The organism is Flavobacterium sp. UBA2787, assembly GCA_002352205.1.
GTDB lineage: Bacteria > Bacteroidota > Bacteroidia > Flavobacteriales > Flavobacteriaceae > Flavobacterium.
Genome location: DEHZ01000010.1, coordinates 365,028 through 385,779, shown reverse-complemented (window position 1 = coordinate 385,779; position 20,752 = coordinate 365,028). Strand labels below are relative to the sequence as shown.

The following is a 20,752-nucleotide window of genomic DNA, read 5'->3' as shown; positions in this document are numbered from 1 at the left end:
ATGTTTGTCAGAATCGTAAAAATGAGTTTTCACGAAGAAAATATTCCGAAGTTTTTGGAAAATTTTGATTTAATGAAAGAAAAAATACGAAATGCACCGGGAAACCGTTTGTTAGAATTATATCAGGATAAAAACAATCCTGAAATATTTTTTACCTATAGTTATTGGGAAACTGAAAACGATTTGGAAAACTACCGCAATTCTGAACTATTTTATGATGTTTGGCAGTTTACCAAAAAATTATTCAATGATAAACCTGAGGCTTGGAGTGTGAATAAGTTAGTTTCTTTAGTTTAAGTTTGTTTAAAATAGTTCAACATTGTTTGATAAACTTTTAAACGCTTAAATCTTTAAACTTTTAAATCTATAAAAATAAATGAAAGCAATTCTTCTACGAGAAATAAAATCATTCTTTGGCTCACCCATTGGTTACATGGTGGTAGCAATATTTTTAATTCTAAACGGACTTTTCCTTTGGATTTTTGAAGGTGACTTTAATATTTTAAACAGCGGTTTTGCCGATTTAAACCCGTTTTTCACATTAGCTCCTTGGATTTTAATTTTCCTAATTCCTGCAGTAACCATGCGAAGTTTTTCGGATGAAAAGAAACAAGGTACCATCGAGTTACTTTTGACAAAACCATTAACAAGTTGGCAAATTGTTAACGGAAAATTTATTGGAGCATTTGTTTTGATAATAATTGCGTTAATTCCAACGTTGGTTTATGTTTTTGTAATTTCCAATTATGGCTCTCCTGCCGGAAGTTTCGATTTAGGAAGCACCATTGGTTCCTATTTTGGTTTACTTTTCTTGGTTGCATCTTATACCTCTATTGGATTGTTTACTTCAACCCTTTCAGAAAATCAAATTGTTGCGTTTATCATCGCTGTATTTTTGTGTTTTCTGTTTTATTTTGGATTTGAAGGAATTTCAACATTATCCGCTTCTTTTTCAGATTTTGTTGCTTCATTGGGAATGGATTTTCATTACAAAAGCATCAGTCGTGGTGTAATCGACACTCGAGATGTTCTCTATTTTATTAGTGTGACGGTTTTGTTTTTAGCCGCGACAGTTTATCAACTTAAATCCCTGAAAAACTAATGAACACGCAAACTAAAAAAAATATACTCCCATTTTTACTGCTTTTGGCAGTAATTATTGTCATTAATATAGTTGGAAATTTCTATTTCAAGCGATTTGATTTAACCCAAGATAAACGCTATACTTTATCAGAAAGCACCATCAAACTAATCGAAAACATTGAAGAACCTGTTTTTATTGATGTTTTTTTAGATGGGAATTTTCCTCCTGAATTCAAACGTCTTCAAAACGAAACCAGACAAATTTTAGAAGAATTTCGCAGTCATAATTCCAATCTAATTTTTCAATTCACAAATCCGTTGGAAGACGAAAGTCAAGCTCAACAATATGTTGAAGAGTTAGTTAGACTAGGTTTTATTCCCACCAACATCAACAGCAACAAAAAAGGTAAAAAAGAATTAATTCAAATTTTTCCTTGGGCTATTGCTAATCAGAATGAAAAATCAGTTCGTGTGCCGCTTTTGGTTAATAATTTTGGGAATTCTCCTTCGGAAAACATCAACAGTTCTGTGCAATTATTAGAATTTGCTTTTGCTGATGCGATTACCAAAATAACAACCGAAAAAAAGAAACGAGTTGCAGTTTTAAAAGGAAATGGACAATTGGCAGACAAGTACCAAGCCGATTATTTGTTGAATTTGAGAGAATATTATCAATTAGGGGAGTTTAATCTGGATTCATTGCAAGACAATCCACAAAAAATTCTGGAAAACCTGGATCGTTTTGATGCGGCTCTTATTGTGAAACCAACACAAGCCTTTTCGGATAACGAAAAATACATCTTAGATCAATTTGTGATGAAAGGTGGAAAAACGATGTGGTTGATTGATAAAGTGGTTGCTGACATTGATTCACTTCAAAATGAAAACAATACTACTTTGGCATTTCCAAGAGAATTAAATTTAGATGATTTATTTTTTAAATACGGAGTCCGAATCAATTATCAATTAGTGCAGGATTTGTTATCAACGCCCATCACCGCTCAGTCTGCTCAAGGTGACGTTCCTATTGATTGGTTATATTCGCCAATTATTAAATCAGATAATAACCATACTATCAACAAAAATATCAATCTTATTAAGTTAGAATTTGCCAATACGCTTGATACGTTAAAAAATGGCATCAAAAAAACAGTTTTACTTAAAAGTTCTCCTCAATCCAAAGCAGTTGGTGCTCCTTTAGAAATGAATTTATATGAATTTATGGAAGAATTAGATGAGCAATCCTATAACAAAGGAAACCAAAATTTAGGAGTGCTTTTAGAGGGAAAATTTACTTCCGGTTTTAAAAACAGAGTGAAACCCTTTTCTGCAAAAACCAATTTAGACGAAGGCAAGGAAAATAAAATGATTGTGATTGCCGATGGTGATATTGTAAACTATAACTACGTCAACAAAAAACCCTTAAACGGTGGCATCGACCAATGGACACAACAAGTGTATGGCAACAAAGAATTTTTGCTGAATGCCATGAATTATCTGTTGGATGATAGCGGACTTATTAACATTAGGAATAAAGAAGTAAAATTAGCTTTTCTCGACAAAGAAAAAGTAGAGAAAGATTATACTTATATTCAACTATTAACTGTTGGATTACCAATACTATTGTTGTTTCTTTTTGCTATTTTGTTCGCTTATTTGCGAAAAAGAAAATATGCCCGATAGATGTTAATAAAATACTTTTTTTGTTTCAATACTTACCTTTATATTTGTGGGATATAAAAAATAAAAACCGAAATGAAATTTATAGTATCGAGTTCGTATTTATTAAAGCAACTACAAGTTTTAGGTAGTGTGATTAACAGCAGTAATACACTACCAATTTTAGATAATTTCTTATTCGAATTAGACAATAATCAGTTGATTGTTTCTGCTTCTGATTTAGAAACAACCATGTCAGCCACTCTTGAAATAGACAGCAAAAGCGAAGGAAGTGTAGCTGTTCCTGCCAAATTATTATTAGAAATTCTAAAAACATTCCCGGAACAACCTTTAACTTTTACTGTTGAAGAGAATAATACCATCGAAATCAGTTCAAATTCAGGAAAATATGCCTTGGCTTATGCTTCGGGTGACGAATTTCCAAAAGCGGTTGTATTAGATGATCCATCTTCAACCTTAGTTCCTGCGGAAGTTTTAGCAACAGCAATCAGTAAAACAATTTTTGCTGCCGGAAACGACGATTTACGTCCAGTAATGTCCGGTGTTTTCTTCCAATTTTCTCCGGAAGGATTAATTTTTGTAGCAACCGATGCTCATAAATTAGTAAAATATTCTCGCACAGACGTGAAAGCTTCTGAAGTAGCCGATTTTATTATGCCAAAAAAACCTTTAAATATTTTAAAAGGTATTTTAGGAACTTCAGACAGCGAAGTAAAAATTGAATACAACGACAGTAATGCCGTATTTTCATTTGACAATTACATGTTAGTTTGTCGTTTAATTGATGGAAAATACCCAAACTATGAAGCGGTAATCCCAAAGGAAAACCCAAATAAATTACACATCGACAGAACACAATTCTTAAGCTCTGTTCGTCGTGTTGCTATCTTTTCGAATAAAACAACACACCAAATTCGTTTAAAAATTGCCGGAACCGAACTGAATATCTCAGCAGAAGATATTGATTACTCTAACAAAGCAGAAGAAAGATTAACGTGTGATTACCAAGGTGATGATTTACAAATTGGTTTTAACTCTCGTTTTTTAACAGAGATGTTAACCAACCTTCAATCGGATGAAATTCAATTGGAAATGTCGTTGCCAAACCGTGCCGGAATTCTAACTCCTGTTGACGGATTAGACGATGGAGAAGTAATCACGATGTTGGTTATGCCGGTTATGTTGAACAATTAATATTATATCTATCTTTTTATAAAAAATCGTATTGTTTTAGCAATACGATTTTTTTTTATGAAATAATTTCAAGTAATTTACCTCTCGGAGGAACCGAAAATCCGTAAAAGAGTAGGAATAACCAATATCAATAAATAATGAAAAAAAATGTTTTAGCAGCGATTATCTGTCTTAGTTTCGCTGTCAATGCAACCGCTCAAAAACTAGATAAGTTTGGAGCAGATTTAGGTAAAAAAAGTCTAATGGGAAAAGAAGTTAGAGTTCCTTACACTGATCTATCCAGTTATTTTGGATTTGTAAAACCCGGAACTGCACCTGATGAAGTGGTAAATGGAAAAAAAATGTATTATGTATATGTTTGGATTCCTGTTGCTGCTCCTGAAATAGGAATCCGAATGATTTCTCCTGTTCCAGAGGGAACAAAAACTACTGAAAAAGATATCGTTTCACCAGATTACACTGCCAATTCAGCTGACACAAAAAGTTATTTTGACACTTGGATATCTTTTGAAAGAGCCGAAAGCGTTCTAAGACTAGAAGATGTTGCAACTAAAGCTAAAACAACGAAATGGATATCTATTGAACAAAATGATGATTCTAGTGAGATGCCAGCTCAACCTTCCGGAAGTAAATACAATTCATTAATCAGAATTACAAGTGATACATCAAACCCAACCAAATCATTGGTTATGGGATTGTATCGTATCGGGTTTACTACTTATAAAAGAGGAGAAGTAACCGGAAGTTTTCTTGCACAAATTGGAGCACCTATTAAACTACCAGGTGTACAAATTGCAGCTAAGCCAGAACTAATTGTTGTAAAATAAATACAATAAAAAATAGAAAAAGCCGGAATTATTATAATAGTTCCGGCTTTTTATTATGCTAAGAATACTTTATGGTGCAATATATTCATAGGAAGCTTGTAATCCCAACGGAATACCTAAAGCCCAATAAATCAAAAGGAATATTGTCCATAAAACCATAAAAGCGATTGAGTATGGAATCATCATTGAAACTAATGTTCCAATTCCGGTACTCTTTACATATTTCTGACAATACACAACTACCAAAGGAAAATAAGGCATTAACGGAGTTACAATATTGGAAACAGAATCCCCTACTCTATACGAAGCTTGAGTTAAATCAGGAGAAATTCCTAATTGCATCAACATTGGCACCATAATAGGAGCCAAAAGAGCCCATTTTGCAGAGGCAGAGCCAATAAATAAGTTGACAAAAGCGGTTAGCAAAATAATTCCAACAATTGTAATTTCAGGTGCAAGAGCCAATGCTTTTAAACCAGAAGCTCCTTTAATCGCTAACAAAGCTCCTAAATTTGATTTAGTAAAAGCATCTATAAAAAGAGCACAGAAAAAAGCCATCACAATATAATAACTCATTCCACTCATCGACTTAGTCATGCTGTCGATAATGTCTTTTGACTTTTTGAAAGTTCCTGACATTAAACCGTAAACTACTCCCGGAATAAGGAAAATGATAAAAATTAACGGCACAATCGAACGCATTAATGGAGCCGATAACGCAGCTAAATCACCAGACTCAGCTCGTAACGCTGAATCGGCAGGTGCGGCCCATAAAAACAAAGCTAATAAACAGACTACCATTACTAAACAAGCTGCCCAAAATGCTTTTTTCTCTTTAGGTAAAAGTTTGTCCATGGTTGGTTGCTCGTCGGAATTGACTTCCACAGAAACCGATTTTAAACGAGGTTCAACTATTTTATCTGTGATATACCAACCAATAGCCACAATTAATAAGGTAGAAGCTGAAGTAAAAAACCAGTTATTAAGTGGGTTTAACTCAATAGCAGGATTAATAATTTGTGCAGCAGATTGAGTAAATCCTTGTAATAACGGATCAATTCCTGAGGGAATAAAGTTGGCACTGAATCCACCGGAAACTCCGGCAAAAGCAGCAGCAATTCCTGATAGCGGATGTCGGCCTGCGGCATAGAAAATTACACCTCCAAGCGGAATAACTAACACGTAACCCGCATCAGTAGCAGTATGAGACACGATGGCAACCAAAATAAGCATTGGAGTTAGTAAAGCTTTTGGCGTAATGCTCAACATTGATTTAAGTCCGGCATTGATGAAACCGGCATGTTCTGCCACTCCAACTCCAAGCATCGCAACTAATACGATTCCCAACGGAGCAAATCCGGTGAAGGTGGTAACCATGTTAGACAAGAAAGCCGCCAAAGAGGTACCGCTTAGTAAATTAATTACTTCAATTGGTGCTTGTGAACGAGGATCAATTACATCAAAAGTGACATTGGACAATAAGGCTGAGATAATCCAAATTCCAATCATAAGGCTAAAAAACAAAATAGCCGGATCGGGCAACTTGTTTCCTTTTTTTTCAATAAAGTCAAGAGCTTTGTTTACAAAACCCTTTTTTTTAGGTACGTTTTCTTCCATAAGGTTAGTTTGTTTATGGCACTAATGTAATAATTTTTTTGTTATATGTTGTTGGTTGTTGGTTGAAAGTTGCGGGTTGTGGGTTGAAAGTTGAGGGTTTGGAACCAAAAAGAGGTGAAGTAGAATTTAATGTATTTTATATTATGAGATGCTTCCTTCGTCAGGATGACAAGATTGTGGGAAACTGGGACTAACAACTGGGACTGTGACTGAAAACTACTAAATGACACTGCATTCGCGTTAGGGATTGAAGTGTAAACCCCGCAACGGATAGGCCTAATTTTTTACGGGTTTTGTGGGCGACCAAAGGAAGCCTAACAAAACCCGATAAAAAATAGGTTTAGCCGTGAGGAGTTGAAACGGAAAGCCCGCCCGAACGCCCTACTCTACTCTACTTTCATGAATGGCCAACAACGGCACTTGAACATGATAGGACAATTTTTGTGTTAGACTTTGTTTAAATAATTCTTCGAAAAAGCCACGTTTATAATTGAGCATGGCCAACATATCAACATTGTATGAATCGACAAAATTGAGTATTGTTTGCTGTACGTTATCTTCTTCGAAAATGTGGAAGGCTATCTTTTCGTTTTTGAAAAGAAACTTCCAATCTTCAATAACCACAGGGTTTACATCTGTTTTTTTTGTTTTGACATACAAACAGTGTACTTTTGCATCGAAAAGTTTTGCTAATTCGAGTACTTTTTTAAGTGCTTTCAAATCTTTTTCACGGAATCTTGTGGTAAATACAATATTCTTAATACCGACATATTCTGAATTTTGAGGTACACCAATTACGTAGGCTTCTAATTCGGTCATAACACTTCCGGTGTTGGAGCCCAAAAATGTTTCTTTGAGACCGGTAGCTCCTTTGGTTCCCATAACTACATAATCAATATTTTCTTCTTTAGTTACTTTTTTGATGGTCCAAATTAGGTCTCCATGTTTAAGGATATTACTGATTTTAACGTGACTTAAATTATGTTTCTCCGCAATATCTCGAAGTACAGGAATTTGATCTTTGAAGTTTTCAAAGTTTTCTAGTTCGATGCTGTCGTACACATCTTTAAGTGTGTTAGGCATGCCACCCATGTGCAATTGTGGAAGCTCATAAGCGTGAAGTGTAATTAACTCCGCTTTCATGGCATCAGCCAATTTTAGGGCATAAACAAAAGCATTATTGGAAGCTTCTGAAAAATCGGTTGGGAAAAGTATGCGTTTCATGATAGTTAGTTTTATAAGGTTATCAGTTGATGGTTGTCCATCTTCCATAATTATCTAAAGTAAAGTTAGGCAATATGAATCAAATTTGAACTGATAATTGTCAGTTATAACATTTTATTAAGATGAATGGTTAGCTGTACCGTTCAATAATTTAAATAATTCTTCCTTGTCAATTCTTCTATTATTACTATTTTTGATAAAATTTACTTTTATGCTTAAAGTTGGCGTTTTGGGTGCCGGTCACCTTGGGAAAATACACTTGCGATTACTCAATCAATCTTCAAAATACGAATTAGTTGGCTTTTATGATGAAAATCAGGAAAACGGAGCAAAAATTGCAGCTGAATTTGGTTATAAACAATTTGACACAATTGCAAAATTAATTCACGCCGTTGATGTAATTGACATTGTAACTCCAACTCTTTCGCATTATAAATGTGCTAAAGTTTCGATTAAATCGGGCAAACACGTTTTTATTGAAAAACCAATTTCTACTACCGTTGAAGAAGCCGAAGAAATTATCGCTTTAGCAAAAGAATATAATGTTAAAGGTCAAGTTGGTCATGTTGAACGATTTAATCCGGCCTTCATTGCTGTCAAAAATCAAATTGACAATCCAATGTTTATTGAAACACATCGATTGGCTGAATTTAATCCGAGAGGAACAGACGTTCCTGTTGTTTTGGATTTAATGATTCACGATATTGATGCGATTTTGAGCGTTGTAAAATCGAAAGTAAAAGCCGTTTATGCCAGTGGTGTTTCGGTGTTGAGTCAGTCACCCGACATTGCCAATGCTCGAATTGAATTTGAAAATGGTTGTGTTGCGAATATCACTTCGAGCCGAATTTCGATGAAGAATATGCGTAAATCTCGTTTTTTTCAAAAAGATGCTTATATCTCTGTTGATTATTTGGACAAAGTATGTGAAGTGGTAAAAATGAAAGACGCACCTGAAGTTCCGGGTGATTTTGATATGATTTTGCAGAATGCCGAAGGAGTTAAAAAACAAATTTATTTTGATAATCCGGAAGTTTCATTGAACAATGCCATTCTGGATGAATTGGAAACGTTTGCCGATGCAATTAACAACAATTCAACTCCGGTTGTGACATTGGAAGACGGTACGGAAGCGTTGCGAGTGGCGTATATGATTATCGATTCGATGCAGAAAAAATAATTTGTTTCAAGTTTCAGGTTTCACGTTATTGCGAAACCTGAAACTTGAAACCTGAAACTTGAAACAAAAACAAACTAAAAATACATAATGAAAACAATTGCAGTAATCGGAGCAGGAACTATGGGTAACGGAATTGCCCACACGTTTGCTCAAAGCGGATTTACCGTAAAATTAATTGATGTTTCCGAAAAATCGTTGGAAAAAGGAATGGCAACTATTGCTTCCAACTTAGATAGAATGGTGACCAAAGTAACTATTTCGGAAGATGATAAACACAAAACAATTTCAAATATTATCACTTACACCGACATCAAAGACGGTGTGGTTGGAACAGATTTAGTGGTGGAAGCCGCTACTGAAAATGTAGGTTTAAAAATGAATATCTTTAAGCAATTAAGCGATATTTGTGATCATAATGTGATTTTGGCAACGAATACTTCCTCGATTTCCATTACTCAAATTGCCGCTCAAGTAGTTCATCCGGAACGAGTAATTGGAATGCATTTTATGAATCCGGTGCCGATTATGAAATTAGTTGAAATCATTCGTGGTTACAATACTTCGGATGAAGTAACTAAAATCATTATGGATTTATCGGTAAAATTAGGCAAAACACCAACGGAAGTGAACGACTATCCAGGCTTTGTGGCCAACCGAATTTTAATGCCAATGATTAATGAATCGATTGAAACGTTATATAATGGTGTTGCCGGCGTTCAAGAAATTGACACAGTTATGAAATTAGGAATGGCTCATCCGATGGGACCATTGCAACTAGCCGATTTTATTGGTTTAGATGTTTGTCTTTCCATTTTAAATGTGATGTATGACGGTTTCAAAAATCCAAAATATGCTCCATGCCCACTTTTAGTGAATATGGTGATGGCCGGAAAATTAGGTGTAAAATCCGGAGAAGGATTTTATGATTATTCGGAGAGCAAGAAAGCGGAGAAAGTTTCGAAGCAATTTTAATAAATCATGGTAATGGGTAATAGGTAAATGGTAATAGGTGTGCACTTAAAACCAATTACCTATTACCAATAACCATTTACCAAAAAAAAATGAGCAAAATCATCCCCTTCAAAGCCGTTCGTCCCACTGCGGATAAAGTTGGCTTAGTTACTTGCAGAAATTATGACGATTATAGTTCGGCTGAGCTTGCGGCTTGGTTGAGTTTTAATCCGTATTCATTTTTACACGTGATTCATCCAGCGTATGTGCATTCACAGAAAATTACGTTAGATAAGCGTTTTAAAGGTGTGGCTCACAAATACCAAGATTTTAAAGACGATAAAATATTTGTGGAAGAAGAAAAACCGGTTTTCTTTGTTTATGAAATTCAAACTAAAACAAATTCGTTTACTGGAATTGTATCCGGGACTTCGATTGAAGATTATAAAAATAATATAATTAAAAAACACGAAGATACGCTGCAGTATCGAGTAGAATTGTTTAAAGATTATTTGCATCAAACGGGTTTTAATACAGAACCGGTTTTGATTACTTATCCTGATAATGTTTCGATAAATCAATGGATTACAGAAAAGAAAAAGAATATTCCGCTTTACAATTATTCCACCACCAACAAAGAGAAACATCAATTGTGGAAAATTGATAATGAAGAAGATATTCAGTGGTTGCAACAACAGTTTGAAAAAATTCCGGAATTATATATTGCTGATGGACATCATCGCTCGGCTTCGGCAGAATTGTTACACGATGAATACAAAACTGCCGAAAATGTAAAATTGAACTATTTCATGAGTTTTTTAATTGCTGAAAGTGAAGTGAAAATTTATGAATTCAATCGCATTATTCGTGATTTAAATGGTTATGATGTCAATGATTTTTTAGCCAAATTAGACGATCATTTTATCATCAAAAATAAAGAACAAGAATTGTGGAAACCACAAAGCAAATTTGAATTTGGAATGTATTTGGATGGAAATTTCTATGCTTTATTTTATAAATTGGAAAATAGTAATCCTACCATTTTAGAAAACTTAGATGCTCAAATTTTATATGATAAAGTATTGCAACCTTTACTCGGAATTGATGATTTACGAAACGACGAACGAATTGAATACATTCCCGGAAAGCAATCGATTTTAACCATCAAAGAATTGATTGACGAAGGTGAATTTGAAGTAGGATTTATGCTTTATCCTTCGGATATTTCTGAAATTAAAGCGTTGGCAGATAATAATTTGATTATGCCGCCAAAAAGTACGTATATTGAACCTAAATTTAGAAGTGGATTGATTGTGTATGAGTTGTAATTTTAATAATTATTTTTATGGATATTAATGAATTAATTAATCATAATCTAAATCTAATATATTCTTCTTCTGATAGTTTAAATTTTCAAATCACAAAATTTGAGAATCCAATCGGTCGTAAAATAAATTTAAAAAATAGAGCAGAGGAATTTGTAAAGCATCTAGAAAGAGAAGGGTTAATAATTATTAACGGAAGCTTTTGTTCAATAACAAGAAAAGGTCTAGATATTGAAAAAAAGTTCAATGGTTGGATAAAATTTAATGAACAAAATGAGAGTGATGAAAATGTTGGAATTACTCATAGCAAAAAAGTTAAATACCAAATATTCATCTCTTCAACCTACTTGGATTTAAGAGATGAAAGACAAGCATCTGTAGAATCTATTTTAAAAAAAGGTCATATACCAGCTGGAATGGAACTCTTTTCCGCTGGTGATAAATCACAATGGGAAGTCATCAAAAAATGGATTGATGATTCTGATATTTATCTTTTAATACTTGGTGGAAGATATGGTAGCATTGATAAGTCTTCAGGGCTATCATACATTGAAATGGAATATAATTACGCTGTTGAAAAAGGTAAACCATTATTTGCATTAATATTAGATGACAATATTATTTACAATAAGCCAACAGATATCACTAAAGATTATGATATAAAAGTCCAAAAATATATTGATTTTAAAGAAATTGTAAAATCTAAAATGTGTTCGTTTCCAAAAAACATTGATCAAATAAAAAATGAAATTAATCATTCTTTGGATACGTTGATTTCAGAAAATAAAGAAAAAATGAAAGGATGGATAAAAGGTAATTAACTATGAAAATTCAACAAAACCTAAACAAAATAAAATCCTCCCTTCCACCCCACGTAACCCTAGTTGCTGTTTCCAAAACAAAACCCGTGTCTGATTTAATGGAAGCTTACAACGCAGGTCAACGCATTTTTGGAGAAAATAAAATCCAAGAAATGACTGAAAAATGGGAACAAATGCCGAAAGATATTCAGTGGCATATGATTGGTCACGTTCAGTCGAATAAGGTGAAATACATGATTCCGTATGTGAGTTTGATTCACGGTGTGGATAGTTTAAAATTACTCAAAGAAATTAACCGCTTAGCCGTAAAATGGCGTAAAAAAGTGGATTGTTTATTACAAATTCATATAGCTGAAGAAGATACCAAATTTGGTTTGGATGAAAAGGAATTGAATGACCTACTTTCTTCCGAAGAATTTAAAACCTTCGAAAATATTCGCATTGTCGGTTTGATGGGAATGGCTACTTTTACCGAAAATCAAGATCAAATTAAACGTGAATTTTTTCATTTAAAATCTATTTTTGATAAACACAAGCAACTGACAATTGACAACTGCCAACTGAACACTTTATCCATGGGAATGAGCGGCGATTATCAACTCGCCATCGAATGCGGAAGTACAATGGTTCGAATTGGAAGTAGTATATTTGGTTCAAGATAAAAGAAAATAGAAAATAGAGAATAGACTGAATACTAAAAACTGAATACTGAACACTACTTTGTACGCAATCTTAGACATAGAAACCACCGGAGGTCAATTTAATGAAGAAGGAATAACCGAAATCGCCATCTATAAATTTGATGGTCACGAGGTTGTGGATCAATTTATTAGTTTGGTAAATCCTGAAATTCCGATTCAGCCGTTTGTGGTAAAATTAACCGGAATTAATAATGCAATGCTTCGTTCGGCTCCCAAGTTTTATGAAGTAGCCAAACGCATAATTGAGATTACCGAAGGTTGCATTGTGGTTGCACATAACGCTTCGTTTGACTATAGAATTTTACAAACTGAATTCAGGCGTTTGGGTTTCAAATTTCAAAAACAAACACTTTGTACCGTTGATTTATCTAAAAAATTATTACCCGGTCATGCTTCTTATAGTTTAGGAAAATTGGTTAGAGCACTCGGAATTCCGATGGCAGATCGTCATCGGGCAAGTGGCGATGCTATGGCAACGGTGAAATTATTCAAAATGTTATTGGCACAAGATGTTGAAAAGGAAATCGTAAAAAGTTTGGTAAAAACGGAAATCAAATCCGGAATGTCACCAAAATTATTGGATATTGTGGAAAGTCTTCCTTCTAAAACCGGAATCTATTACATTCACAATGAAAAAGGTGATTTGATTTACATTGGAAAAAGTAAAAACATCAAAAAACGTGTCAATCAACATTTTACGGGAACGAGTCGGAAATGCAAAAAAATTCAGTTTGAAGTTTTTACGGTTACGTATGAAGAAACCGGAAACGAATTAATTGCACTTTTAAAAGAAAGTGAAGAAATTAAAATCAACAAACCGATATATAATCGAGCTCAACGAAAAACCATTTTTCAATGGGCTTTATATCCTGTAAAAGATGAAAACGGTTATTTAAAACTTTCACTTCAAAAAACAGATTTCAGAAAAAAGGAAATAACATCTTTTGCATCGATACAAGAAGGGAAAAGTGCTTTGTTTAAAATCACTGAAAAGTACAATTTGTGTCAAAAAATCAATGGTTTATACGAAACACAAAATGCTTGTTTTCAGTATAAAATAAAAGAATGTGACGGAGCTTGTATTGGTGAAATTTCACCTGAAGAATACAATTCTCGTGTAGAAGAATTTATTGAAGCATCGCAATTTGAAAATGAAAATATGGTCGTAATTGACAAAGGGAGAAGCCTCGAAGAACGTTCAGCCATTTTAATCGAAAACGGAATTTACAAAGGCTATTGTTTTTATGATTTGAATTATCAAATTACAAATATTGAAGTGCTTCGAAACATCATTATTCCGATGCAAAATAACCGAGATACCAAAAATATTATCCAAGCATTCTTAAGAAAACACCGTGTGATGAAGATTGTTAAGTTTTAATTTCTTTATCTTTGAATAATAAGTTGTTGCTATGAGAGAAGCTAAATCGAGTTATGAAATTTTCAGGCAGAAAACGCACATTATCATTTATGGTACAAACACAGTAGCCGGAAGGCTTTTTGACCTTATTCTTTTAGGTTTAATTCTGCTCAGTGTTGTGCTTGTTATGTTAGAAACGGTCGAAGGTTTTGATATAAAGTACCACAACCAACTCGTTTTATTGGAATGGATTATCACTGTTTTTTTCACAATTGAATACATACTTCGGATTATTTGTATTGATAAACCAAAACGGTATATTTTAAGTTTTTATGGAATCATCGATTTGATTGCTATTCTACCAATGTATTTATCCTATTTCTTTGCAAGCAGTCATTTATTTGTCATAATAAGAGCTTTACGATTATTACGTTTATTCAAGATTTTAAATCATCCTCATTTTTCCGGTCAGTCGCAACAATTACGAAAATCACTAATTGCCAGTCGTGGAAAAATTGTGGCATTTATGTATTTCATTTTGATCAGCTGTATTCTAATCGGTTCTTTAATGTATGTGGTTGAAGGAAAAGATTCAGGATTTACAAGCATTCCAATCAGTATTTATTGGTGTATTGTTACTTTAACTACTGTTGGTTTTGGCGATATTACTCCCGTCACTCCATTAGGTCAATTTATTGCATCTCTTGTCATGATTATGGGTTACGGGATAATTGCGGTTCCAACCGGAATTGTGACTGCCGAAATTGCAAAATCAGAATACAAACGCGGTCTGGAAACAAAACGTCATCATTGTATGAGTTGTGGAAAAGATGATCATAGTGACGGTGCCAAATTTTGCAATCACTGCGGAAACGAATTAGACGAACACTCGTAAATAATTGACCTTGACAAATTCAAATTTTCTTATCACGGTTATTGGTCCAACTGCCATTGGTAAAACAGCTTTAAGTATTGCTTTGGCTCAACATTTTGGTTGCGAAATTATTTCGTGCGATAGTCGTCAGTTTTACAAAGAAATGAAAATTGGCACCGCTGTTCCAACTGATGAAGAATTGAAAGCGGCTCCACATCATTTTATTCAAAATAAATCAATTTTTGAAAGTTATTCGGTTGGTGATTTTGAACGGGAAGCGATTTTGAAATTGGATGAATTATTTAAAAAAAATAACATTCAAATCATGGTTGGTGGTTCGGGTTTGTATGTGGATGCGATTTTGAAAGGATTTGATGATTTTCCTGACATTGACCCAAAAATTAGAGAACAGATTAAAACAGAATTTGATTTAAACGGATTGAATTATTTACAGAATAAATTAAAAGAATTAGATCCAATTTATTTTGAAAAAATAAGCATCGAAAATCCGCAAACATTACAAAATCCGCAACGAATGATGCGTTTTGTCGAAGTTTGTATCGGAGCCGAAAAACCGTATTCTTCGTTTTTAAATCAGAAAAAAATTAAGCGAAATTTTGTGCCGATTATCATTGGTTTGGAAGCCGAAAGAGAAATAATGTATGATAGAATTAATCAAAGAGTTGATTTTATGATGCAAGAAGGTTTGCTCGAAGAAGTGAAAAAATTATATCCTAACAAACAATTAAATGCTTTGCAAACTGTTGGCTACCGTGAACTATTTGATTATTTTGATAAAAAAATAAGTTTAGATTTTGCCATTGAAGAAATCAAAAAAAATACTCGTCGATTTGCTAAACGGCAATTAACGTGGTTTAAACGAACTGAAAATGTAATGTGGTTTAATTTTAAAACAGATGTAAATGAAATCACTACTTTTATACAATCCAAAACGGAAAAATAATGCCAATTTCACCTAGTTTTACATCAGAATATTCAAAAGAATGGGAAATAAATTTCGTTCAATGTTATCCTAATGGTCAGTTGAAACATACTGAATTGTGTAATCTTTTGCAGCTAACAGCCGGATTTCATGCGGAATTGGGCGGATTGAGTTTTAGTGATATGCAAGAATTTCATCAAGCTTGGGTTTTGAGCAGAATGCGAGTTGAAGTGACCGATTTACCAAAATGGCGAGATATTGTAACCGTGAAAACTTGGATTGTAGAAATGCAAGATTCCCGTTCGGTGAGAGCGTTGGAATTGTATGTTGGTGATAAAAAATTGGTTGGTGCTCTTACTTTTTGGGTCGTGTTGAATACCGAATTACGAAAACCGCAAGCGTTAGCTTTACCCTTTGAACATTTTACATTTTTTCCGGAAAGATTACCAACGGTTCAATCTTTTGAAAAAATAAATTTTAATGTTGACTTTCAATTTTTAAAAAATAAATTGATTTTACTTTCTGATTTGGATATTGTGAATCACGCCAATAATGTAAAATATTTAGAATGGTGTTTGGATTGTATAGATCCGAAAGTCATTTTGAAAAATAAAATTAAGGCGTTTGATATGAACTTTTTGAGGGAATTGCATTTGAATGATGAAGTTGAAATTGTAGCTTCGAAGGAAGAAAATCCTGAGTTAGTAAGTGTGACCAAAAAAGGAAAAACCAGTTTTGCTTTGAAATTGGAATATAGTACATAGCCCTACCCCAGATTGTAACGGAAAGCATTTTGGGCAAAAAAGTTAGAATTCTTAAAGCAAAAAAGCGACTAAAAGAAGCTCTTTTTGGTTTGTAGAATTCTTCTTTTTTGCCCAAAATCTTGTAGTGAAAAGCTGGATTGGGTTCAAAAAAAAAGCTCCCAAAAATGAGAGCTTTTACTTTATTGTGTAACCTTATTTTTGATTACTAAACGGAAACCTTCGCCATGAATGTTGAGGATTTCTACGTCTTCGTCCGGTTTAAGATACTTTCTTAATTTGGCGATATACACGTCCATACTTCTGGAAGTGAAATAGTTATCGTCTCTCCAAATTTTGGTTAACGCCAATTCACGTGGCATTAAGTCGTTTTCATGAAGGGCTAACATTTTTAGCAATTCATTTTCTTTTGGAGATAATTTGATTGGTTCCTCATTTTTGAATGTCAAGAAACGCAATTTTGAATTCAAATGGAATCCTCCGATTTGGAATTCAAATTTCAGGTTATCTGTTTTGCTTTCAGACTGTTTACGTTGCATGATTGCTTTGATTTTCATTAACAACACTTCTGAATCAAAAGGTTTGTTAAGGTAATCATCGGCACCAACTTTGTAGCCTTTTAGAACATCTTCTTTCATTGACTTTGCTGTCAAGAAAATTAAAGGCACGTCTTTGTTTTTTTCACGGATTTCTTTGGCCAGGGTGTAACCATCTTTGTAAGGCATCATGACATCCAAAATACACAAATCGTATGTGTCTTTTTTGAATTTTTCAAATCCTTCCATTCCGTTTTTGGCTAAAACAACTTCAAAATCGTTTAGCATGAGGTAATCTTTTAGTATGGCTCCAAAATTTGGATCATCTTCTACTAAAAGAATCTTTTTGTTTTCTGCTTCCATAGGTTAAATATATTTAGTGGTATTTTTAATTAATTAAGGGTAATTTTAATATGAATGTACTTCCTTTTCCTTTTTCGCTTTCAACGGAAATCTGTCCGTTATGTTCTTCTACAATTCTTTTAACATAGGCTAAACCTAATCCGTGTCCTTTCACGTTGTGAATATCTCCAGTGTGCTCGCGGTAGAATTTTTCGAAAATTCTTTTTTGAGCTACTTTACTCATTCCGGCACCGTGATCTTTGATTTTTATGATTAGAAAATCTTTTATGTTTTCTGTGTAAATATCAATTATTGGTTTTTCTGGCGAATATTTTACTGCATTATCTAAGATGTTTACAAATACATTGGTAAAGTGCACGTCGTTTAACAAAACTGTTGTTCTGTTTGCTTGAAAATGTTTTTTAATTGTTCCTTCTCTATCTTCCACTATCAAGCTAACATGATCAATTGCATCGTTGATTATTTCGTTTACATCTAAAGGTTCTTTATTAATTTCAAGTTCTCGCTTTTCGAGTTTTGAAATTCGTAATACATTTTCAACTTGAGCATGCATTCGTTTATTTTCATCCCGAATCATTTGAAGATAGCGATGTACTTTTTCTTTATCTTCAATTACTTTTGGGTTTTTTATTGCATCTAAAGCCAAATTAATAGTGGCAATAGGTGTTTTGAATTCATGCGTCATATTATTGATGAAATCTGTTTTTATTTCAGAAATCTGACGTTGTTTGAATAATTGATTTAATGCATTAGAATAGGCAATGATAATGATTAACGTAAAAATTAACGAAAGCATAGCAATTGCAATTAAATCAGAAAAAATGAATTTCTTTTTTTCGGGAAAACTTACTAATAATTGATATTTACTCATTCCTTCGTTATCGGTAAAAATCGGAATGCTGTAGGTATCGTTTTTATTAAATTTAAAATTATCTGATCTTACTTTAGTGGCTAAACCATTGCTGTAAATTCCAAATTCAAAAGAAGTATTTACTCCGTATTCTTTGAGTTCTCTTTGCAAAAGTTCTTGCAATTTTTCTTTTGAGATTCTCCTTTGTATTGGATATGTTAAAGCAATATCATTGAATGACATATCATAAAGCAATTTATCTAAAATCTGAAGATTACCGGATTTTTCCATCTTGTAATCCGGAGTTGTCGAGTTTTGCAAATCTGATTTATCGATACCGTTGTGATAAATTTCTGTTTTTCGTTTTGATGAAAAACTCTTTATCTTCAAACTGTCTCTTTTTTTATCAAAGAACGAGGGTGAAATAGTAAAATCCTGCGAATTAATACTATTTGAATAAATTATGGTTTCATTTGTTTGCGAATTTCTTTCATAATAGCCAAATTCTAAAAAATCTGTATCTACTTTATCGGCACCTGTACTATCCTTAAATTGATTAATTTTATCAACAAAGGCCAGTATTTCCTGATTTTTTATATCCTCAGAAACATTGCCCAAAACTTGCTTAACGTGAAACTTGAATTGTTCTTGGTTATTTTCTAGTGAAGAATTGAACCAATATACTTGTACAAAAATTATTCCAATGAGCGATAAACTCATTAAAAATACAAGCACTCTAAACAAAACTTTATTCATCTCTACAAAATTAAGATTTTAACATTTGTATTGTTAATAGATTAACCAAACATTAACATCATGACCTTTTTTTAAATTTTATTTAATACTTTAAGAATATCGTCAACTTGAGCTTTAGTTTTCTCTAAATCAATGTTTTCAATTACAAAATCGCTTAACAAAATCTTCTTTTCATCGCTCCATTGGTTACTAATTCGTTGCAAAACACTATATTTGTCAGATTTATCTCGTAAAATTACTCGTTCAACTCTTAACAATTGTGGAGCGATTACTGTAATGACTTTATCACATTGCTTGTAGCCTCCTGTTTCAAACAAAATAGCTGCTTCTTTAATTACGAATGGAACTGAGTTATGGTTTTTTAACCAATCTTTAAAATGCTTTTGAACAGCAGGATGGACTATTTTATTGAGTTGTTCTAACTTATGTGGATTATTAAAAACTATTTTCGCCAGCTTTGGACGATCTATATTTTTGTTTGATAGCACATCTTTTCCAAATACTATTTCAACTTGCTTAATAATTTCTTCAGATTCCATTATTTTTTTGGCTTCTTCATCGGCAATGTAAACCGGAACTCCATGATCCATAAACATTTTTGCAACGGTTGTTTTTCCGCTACCTATTCCTCCTGTTAAACCAATAATTTTAGTCATTTTTCACCGATTTAAAAAACAATTCAGGAAATTCCTTTTCAGGATTTTTACTCATCAATTGGATTAGAACAAATGATTTTAAAAATCCAAAACCATATCCATAAAACTGAATAAAAGCTGCCACTATTGATAAAGACCCAATTTTAACACTTTTGTTACAGTAAGATGATGTGAAAAATAAAAGGAGATAATAAAATCCATATAATATCAATGGGAAATAAAAACCAAAAAGTAAAACTGCTCCTACTGCTGAAAACAAACCAATCATAAATAAAGTAGGAAAGAAAAAAGTGGCTTTACTATATTCAGGATACCAACTGTTGAGAATTGGTCTGGCTTTTCCAAATTTTGAAACTTGATTATAAAATTTTGTCCAATCGATTCTTCTTTTGTGATATACATAAGCAGAAGAAATTAATTTAGTTTCAAAATTCATCTTCCACAATCGAATAGATAAATCCGGATCTTCTCCGGGATGAATATTTCCGAAACCATTTGAAGCTTCAAAAGCTTTTTTAGAAATCCCCATGTTAAAACTTCGGGGTTGAAATTTATCAATTTTTTCGGAACCGCCGCGAATTCCGCCCGTTGTTAAAAAAGAGGTCATACTAAAATTGATTGCTTTTTGAACATCTGAAAACGAATCCAATGCTTTATCAGGACCACCAAAACAATCGGTGAAATTATTCTTTAGAGCCAAATCAACTTCTGAAAGATAATTTTTAGGAATAATGCAATCGGAATCAAAAATGATAAAATAATCACCTTTTGCCATTTTCATACCATAATTTCTGGAATCACCGGGACCAGAGTTTGGTTTAAAGAAATAGCTTATGATTAATTTTTCATTATATTTTTCAACTACATTTTTACAATCAACCGTTGAACCATCCTCTATTATTACAACTTCAAAAGATGTTTTATAGTTCTGACTTACAAGACTTTCTAAGAGTTCGTCTATTTCATCAGGGCGATTGTAAACAGGAATGATGATTGAAAAATGCATATCAAAATTTTAACAAATATACGGCATAAAAAAACAAAAGCCAT

The 20,752-nt window shown here is 33.1% G+C and carries 20 protein-coding genes; 14 read left to right on the top strand and 6 right to left on the bottom strand.

What is annotated here, in order from left to right:
• The 5 genes from B4N66_RS08390 (at position 1) to B4N66_RS08370 (ending at position 4,784) form a co-directional block, all read left to right on the top strand.
• Complete coding sequence (locus B4N66_RS08390) at positions 1 to 297, top strand: putative quinol monooxygenase (protein ID WP_291093911.1); 297 nt, start codon at positions 1 to 3, stop codon at positions 295 to 297.
• Between the two features lie 79 nt (positions 298 to 376).
• Positions 377 to 1,102 carry a gliding motility-associated ABC transporter permease subunit GldF gene (gene gldF, locus B4N66_RS08385; protein WP_291093910.1) on the top strand — a complete coding sequence of 242 codons (726 nt, stop codon included), beginning with the start codon at positions 377 to 379 and terminating at the stop codon, positions 1,100 to 1,102.
• Positions 1,102 to 2,766 carry a gliding motility-associated ABC transporter substrate-binding protein GldG gene (gene gldG / locus B4N66_RS08380; protein ID WP_291093908.1) on the top strand — a complete coding sequence of 555 codons (1,665 nt, stop codon included), beginning with the start codon at positions 1,102 to 1,104 and terminating at the stop codon, positions 2,764 to 2,766. Before gldF ends, gldG begins: the two co-directional genes overlap by 1 nt.
• Before the next feature lie 72 nt (positions 2,767 to 2,838).
• Positions 2,839 to 3,957 (top strand): DNA polymerase III subunit beta, encoded by a 1,119-nt coding sequence (dnaN, locus tag B4N66_RS08375; RefSeq protein ID WP_291093906.1) that lies wholly within the window; start codon positions 2,839 to 2,841, stop codon positions 3,955 to 3,957.
• A gap of 137 nt (positions 3,958 to 4,094) precedes the next feature.
• The gene (locus tag B4N66_RS08370; protein WP_291093903.1) at positions 4,095 to 4,784 is read left to right on the top strand and encodes a LipL32 family surface lipoprotein; all 690 of its coding nucleotides are present in this window, start codon (positions 4,095 to 4,097) and stop codon (positions 4,782 to 4,784) included.
• Between the two features lie 69 nt (positions 4,785 to 4,853).
• On the opposite strand, the gene B4N66_RS08365 is transcribed toward B4N66_RS08370, so the two are convergent.
• Positions 4,854 to 6,401, bottom strand: coding sequence for an AbgT family transporter (locus B4N66_RS08365; RefSeq protein WP_291093901.1), 1,548 nt, complete (start codon positions 6,399 to 6,401; stop codon positions 4,854 to 4,856).
• A gap of 381 nt (positions 6,402 to 6,782) precedes the next feature.
• Entirely contained in the window at positions 6,783 to 7,625 is an 843-nt protein-coding gene (locus tag B4N66_RS08360) for a universal stress protein (protein WP_291093899.1), read from the bottom strand.
• 211 nt (positions 7,626 to 7,836) lie between these two features.
• Here B4N66_RS08360 and B4N66_RS08355 point away from each other — a divergent pair, with 211 nt between their 5' ends.
• The 9 genes from B4N66_RS08355 to B4N66_RS08315 all read left to right on the top strand — a co-directional run bounded on the left by B4N66_RS08355 (position 7,837) and on the right by B4N66_RS08315 (position 16,544).
• Positions 7,837 to 8,805, top strand: coding sequence for a Gfo/Idh/MocA family protein (locus B4N66_RS08355; RefSeq protein ID WP_291093897.1), 969 nt, complete (start codon positions 7,837 to 7,839; stop codon positions 8,803 to 8,805).
• 87 nt (positions 8,806 to 8,892) lie between these two features.
• Positions 8,893 to 9,777, top strand: coding sequence for a 3-hydroxyacyl-CoA dehydrogenase family protein (locus tag B4N66_RS08350; RefSeq protein WP_291093896.1), 885 nt, complete (start codon positions 8,893 to 8,895; stop codon positions 9,775 to 9,777).
• Between the two features lie 89 nt (positions 9,778 to 9,866).
• Positions 9,867 to 11,084, top strand: coding sequence for a DUF1015 domain-containing protein (locus B4N66_RS08345; protein WP_291093895.1), 1,218 nt, complete (start codon positions 9,867 to 9,869; stop codon positions 11,082 to 11,084).
• Between the two features lie 17 nt (positions 11,085 to 11,101).
• The gene (locus B4N66_RS08340) at positions 11,102 to 11,902 is read left to right on the top strand and encodes a DUF4062 domain-containing protein (RefSeq protein ID WP_291093894.1); all 801 of its coding nucleotides are present in this window, start codon (positions 11,102 to 11,104) and stop codon (positions 11,900 to 11,902) included.
• Positions 11,903 to 11,904: 2 nt separating this feature from the next.
• Positions 11,905 to 12,564: a YggS family pyridoxal phosphate-dependent enzyme gene (locus B4N66_RS08335; RefSeq protein WP_291093893.1), complete on the top strand. Its 660-nt coding sequence runs from the start codon at positions 11,905 to 11,907 to the stop codon at positions 12,562 to 12,564.
• Positions 12,565 to 12,622: 58 nt separating this feature from the next.
• On the top strand, positions 12,623 to 13,984 hold the full coding sequence (locus B4N66_RS08330; RefSeq protein WP_291093892.1) for an exonuclease domain-containing protein: 1,362 nt from the start codon (positions 12,623 to 12,625) through the stop codon (positions 13,982 to 13,984).
• A 31-nt stretch (positions 13,985 to 14,015) separates the two neighbouring features.
• Positions 14,016 to 14,858: an ion transporter gene (locus B4N66_RS08325; protein ID WP_291093891.1), complete on the top strand. Its 843-nt coding sequence runs from the start codon at positions 14,016 to 14,018 to the stop codon at positions 14,856 to 14,858.
• A gap of 4 nt (positions 14,859 to 14,862) precedes the next feature.
• Positions 14,863 to 15,801: a tRNA (adenosine(37)-N6)-dimethylallyltransferase MiaA gene (miaA, locus tag B4N66_RS08320; RefSeq protein ID WP_291093890.1), complete on the top strand. Its 939-nt coding sequence runs from the start codon at positions 14,863 to 14,865 to the stop codon at positions 15,799 to 15,801.
• Positions 15,801 to 16,544, top strand: coding sequence for an acyl-[acyl-carrier-protein] thioesterase (locus tag B4N66_RS08315; protein WP_291093888.1), 744 nt, complete (start codon positions 15,801 to 15,803; stop codon positions 16,542 to 16,544). The genes miaA and B4N66_RS08315 overlap by 1 nt, the downstream gene beginning before the upstream one ends.
• Positions 16,545 to 16,723: 179 nt before the next feature.
• On the opposite strand, the gene B4N66_RS08310 is transcribed toward B4N66_RS08315, so the two are convergent.
• The 4 genes from B4N66_RS08310 to B4N66_RS08295 all read right to left on the bottom strand — a co-directional run bounded on the left by B4N66_RS08310 (position 16,724) and on the right by B4N66_RS08295 (position 20,708).
• Positions 16,724 to 17,440: a response regulator transcription factor gene (locus B4N66_RS08310; protein ID WP_248434445.1), complete on the bottom strand. Its 717-nt coding sequence runs from the start codon at positions 17,438 to 17,440 to the stop codon at positions 16,724 to 16,726.
• A 25-nt stretch (positions 17,441 to 17,465) separates the two neighbouring features.
• Positions 17,466 to 19,046: a sensor histidine kinase gene (locus B4N66_RS08305; protein WP_291093886.1), complete on the bottom strand. Its 1,581-nt coding sequence runs from the start codon at positions 19,044 to 19,046 to the stop codon at positions 17,466 to 17,468.
• 71 nt (positions 19,047 to 19,117) lie between these two features.
• Positions 19,118 to 19,702 (bottom strand): dephospho-CoA kinase, encoded by a 585-nt coding sequence (gene coaE / locus B4N66_RS08300; protein ID WP_291093885.1) that lies wholly within the window; start codon positions 19,700 to 19,702, stop codon positions 19,118 to 19,120.
• On the bottom strand, positions 19,695 to 20,708 hold the full coding sequence (locus tag B4N66_RS08295) for a glycosyltransferase (RefSeq protein ID WP_291093884.1): 1,014 nt from the start codon (positions 20,706 to 20,708) through the stop codon (positions 19,695 to 19,697). The genes coaE and B4N66_RS08295 overlap by 8 nt, the downstream gene beginning before the upstream one ends.
• Between the last annotated feature and the right edge of the window lie 44 nt (positions 20,709 to 20,752).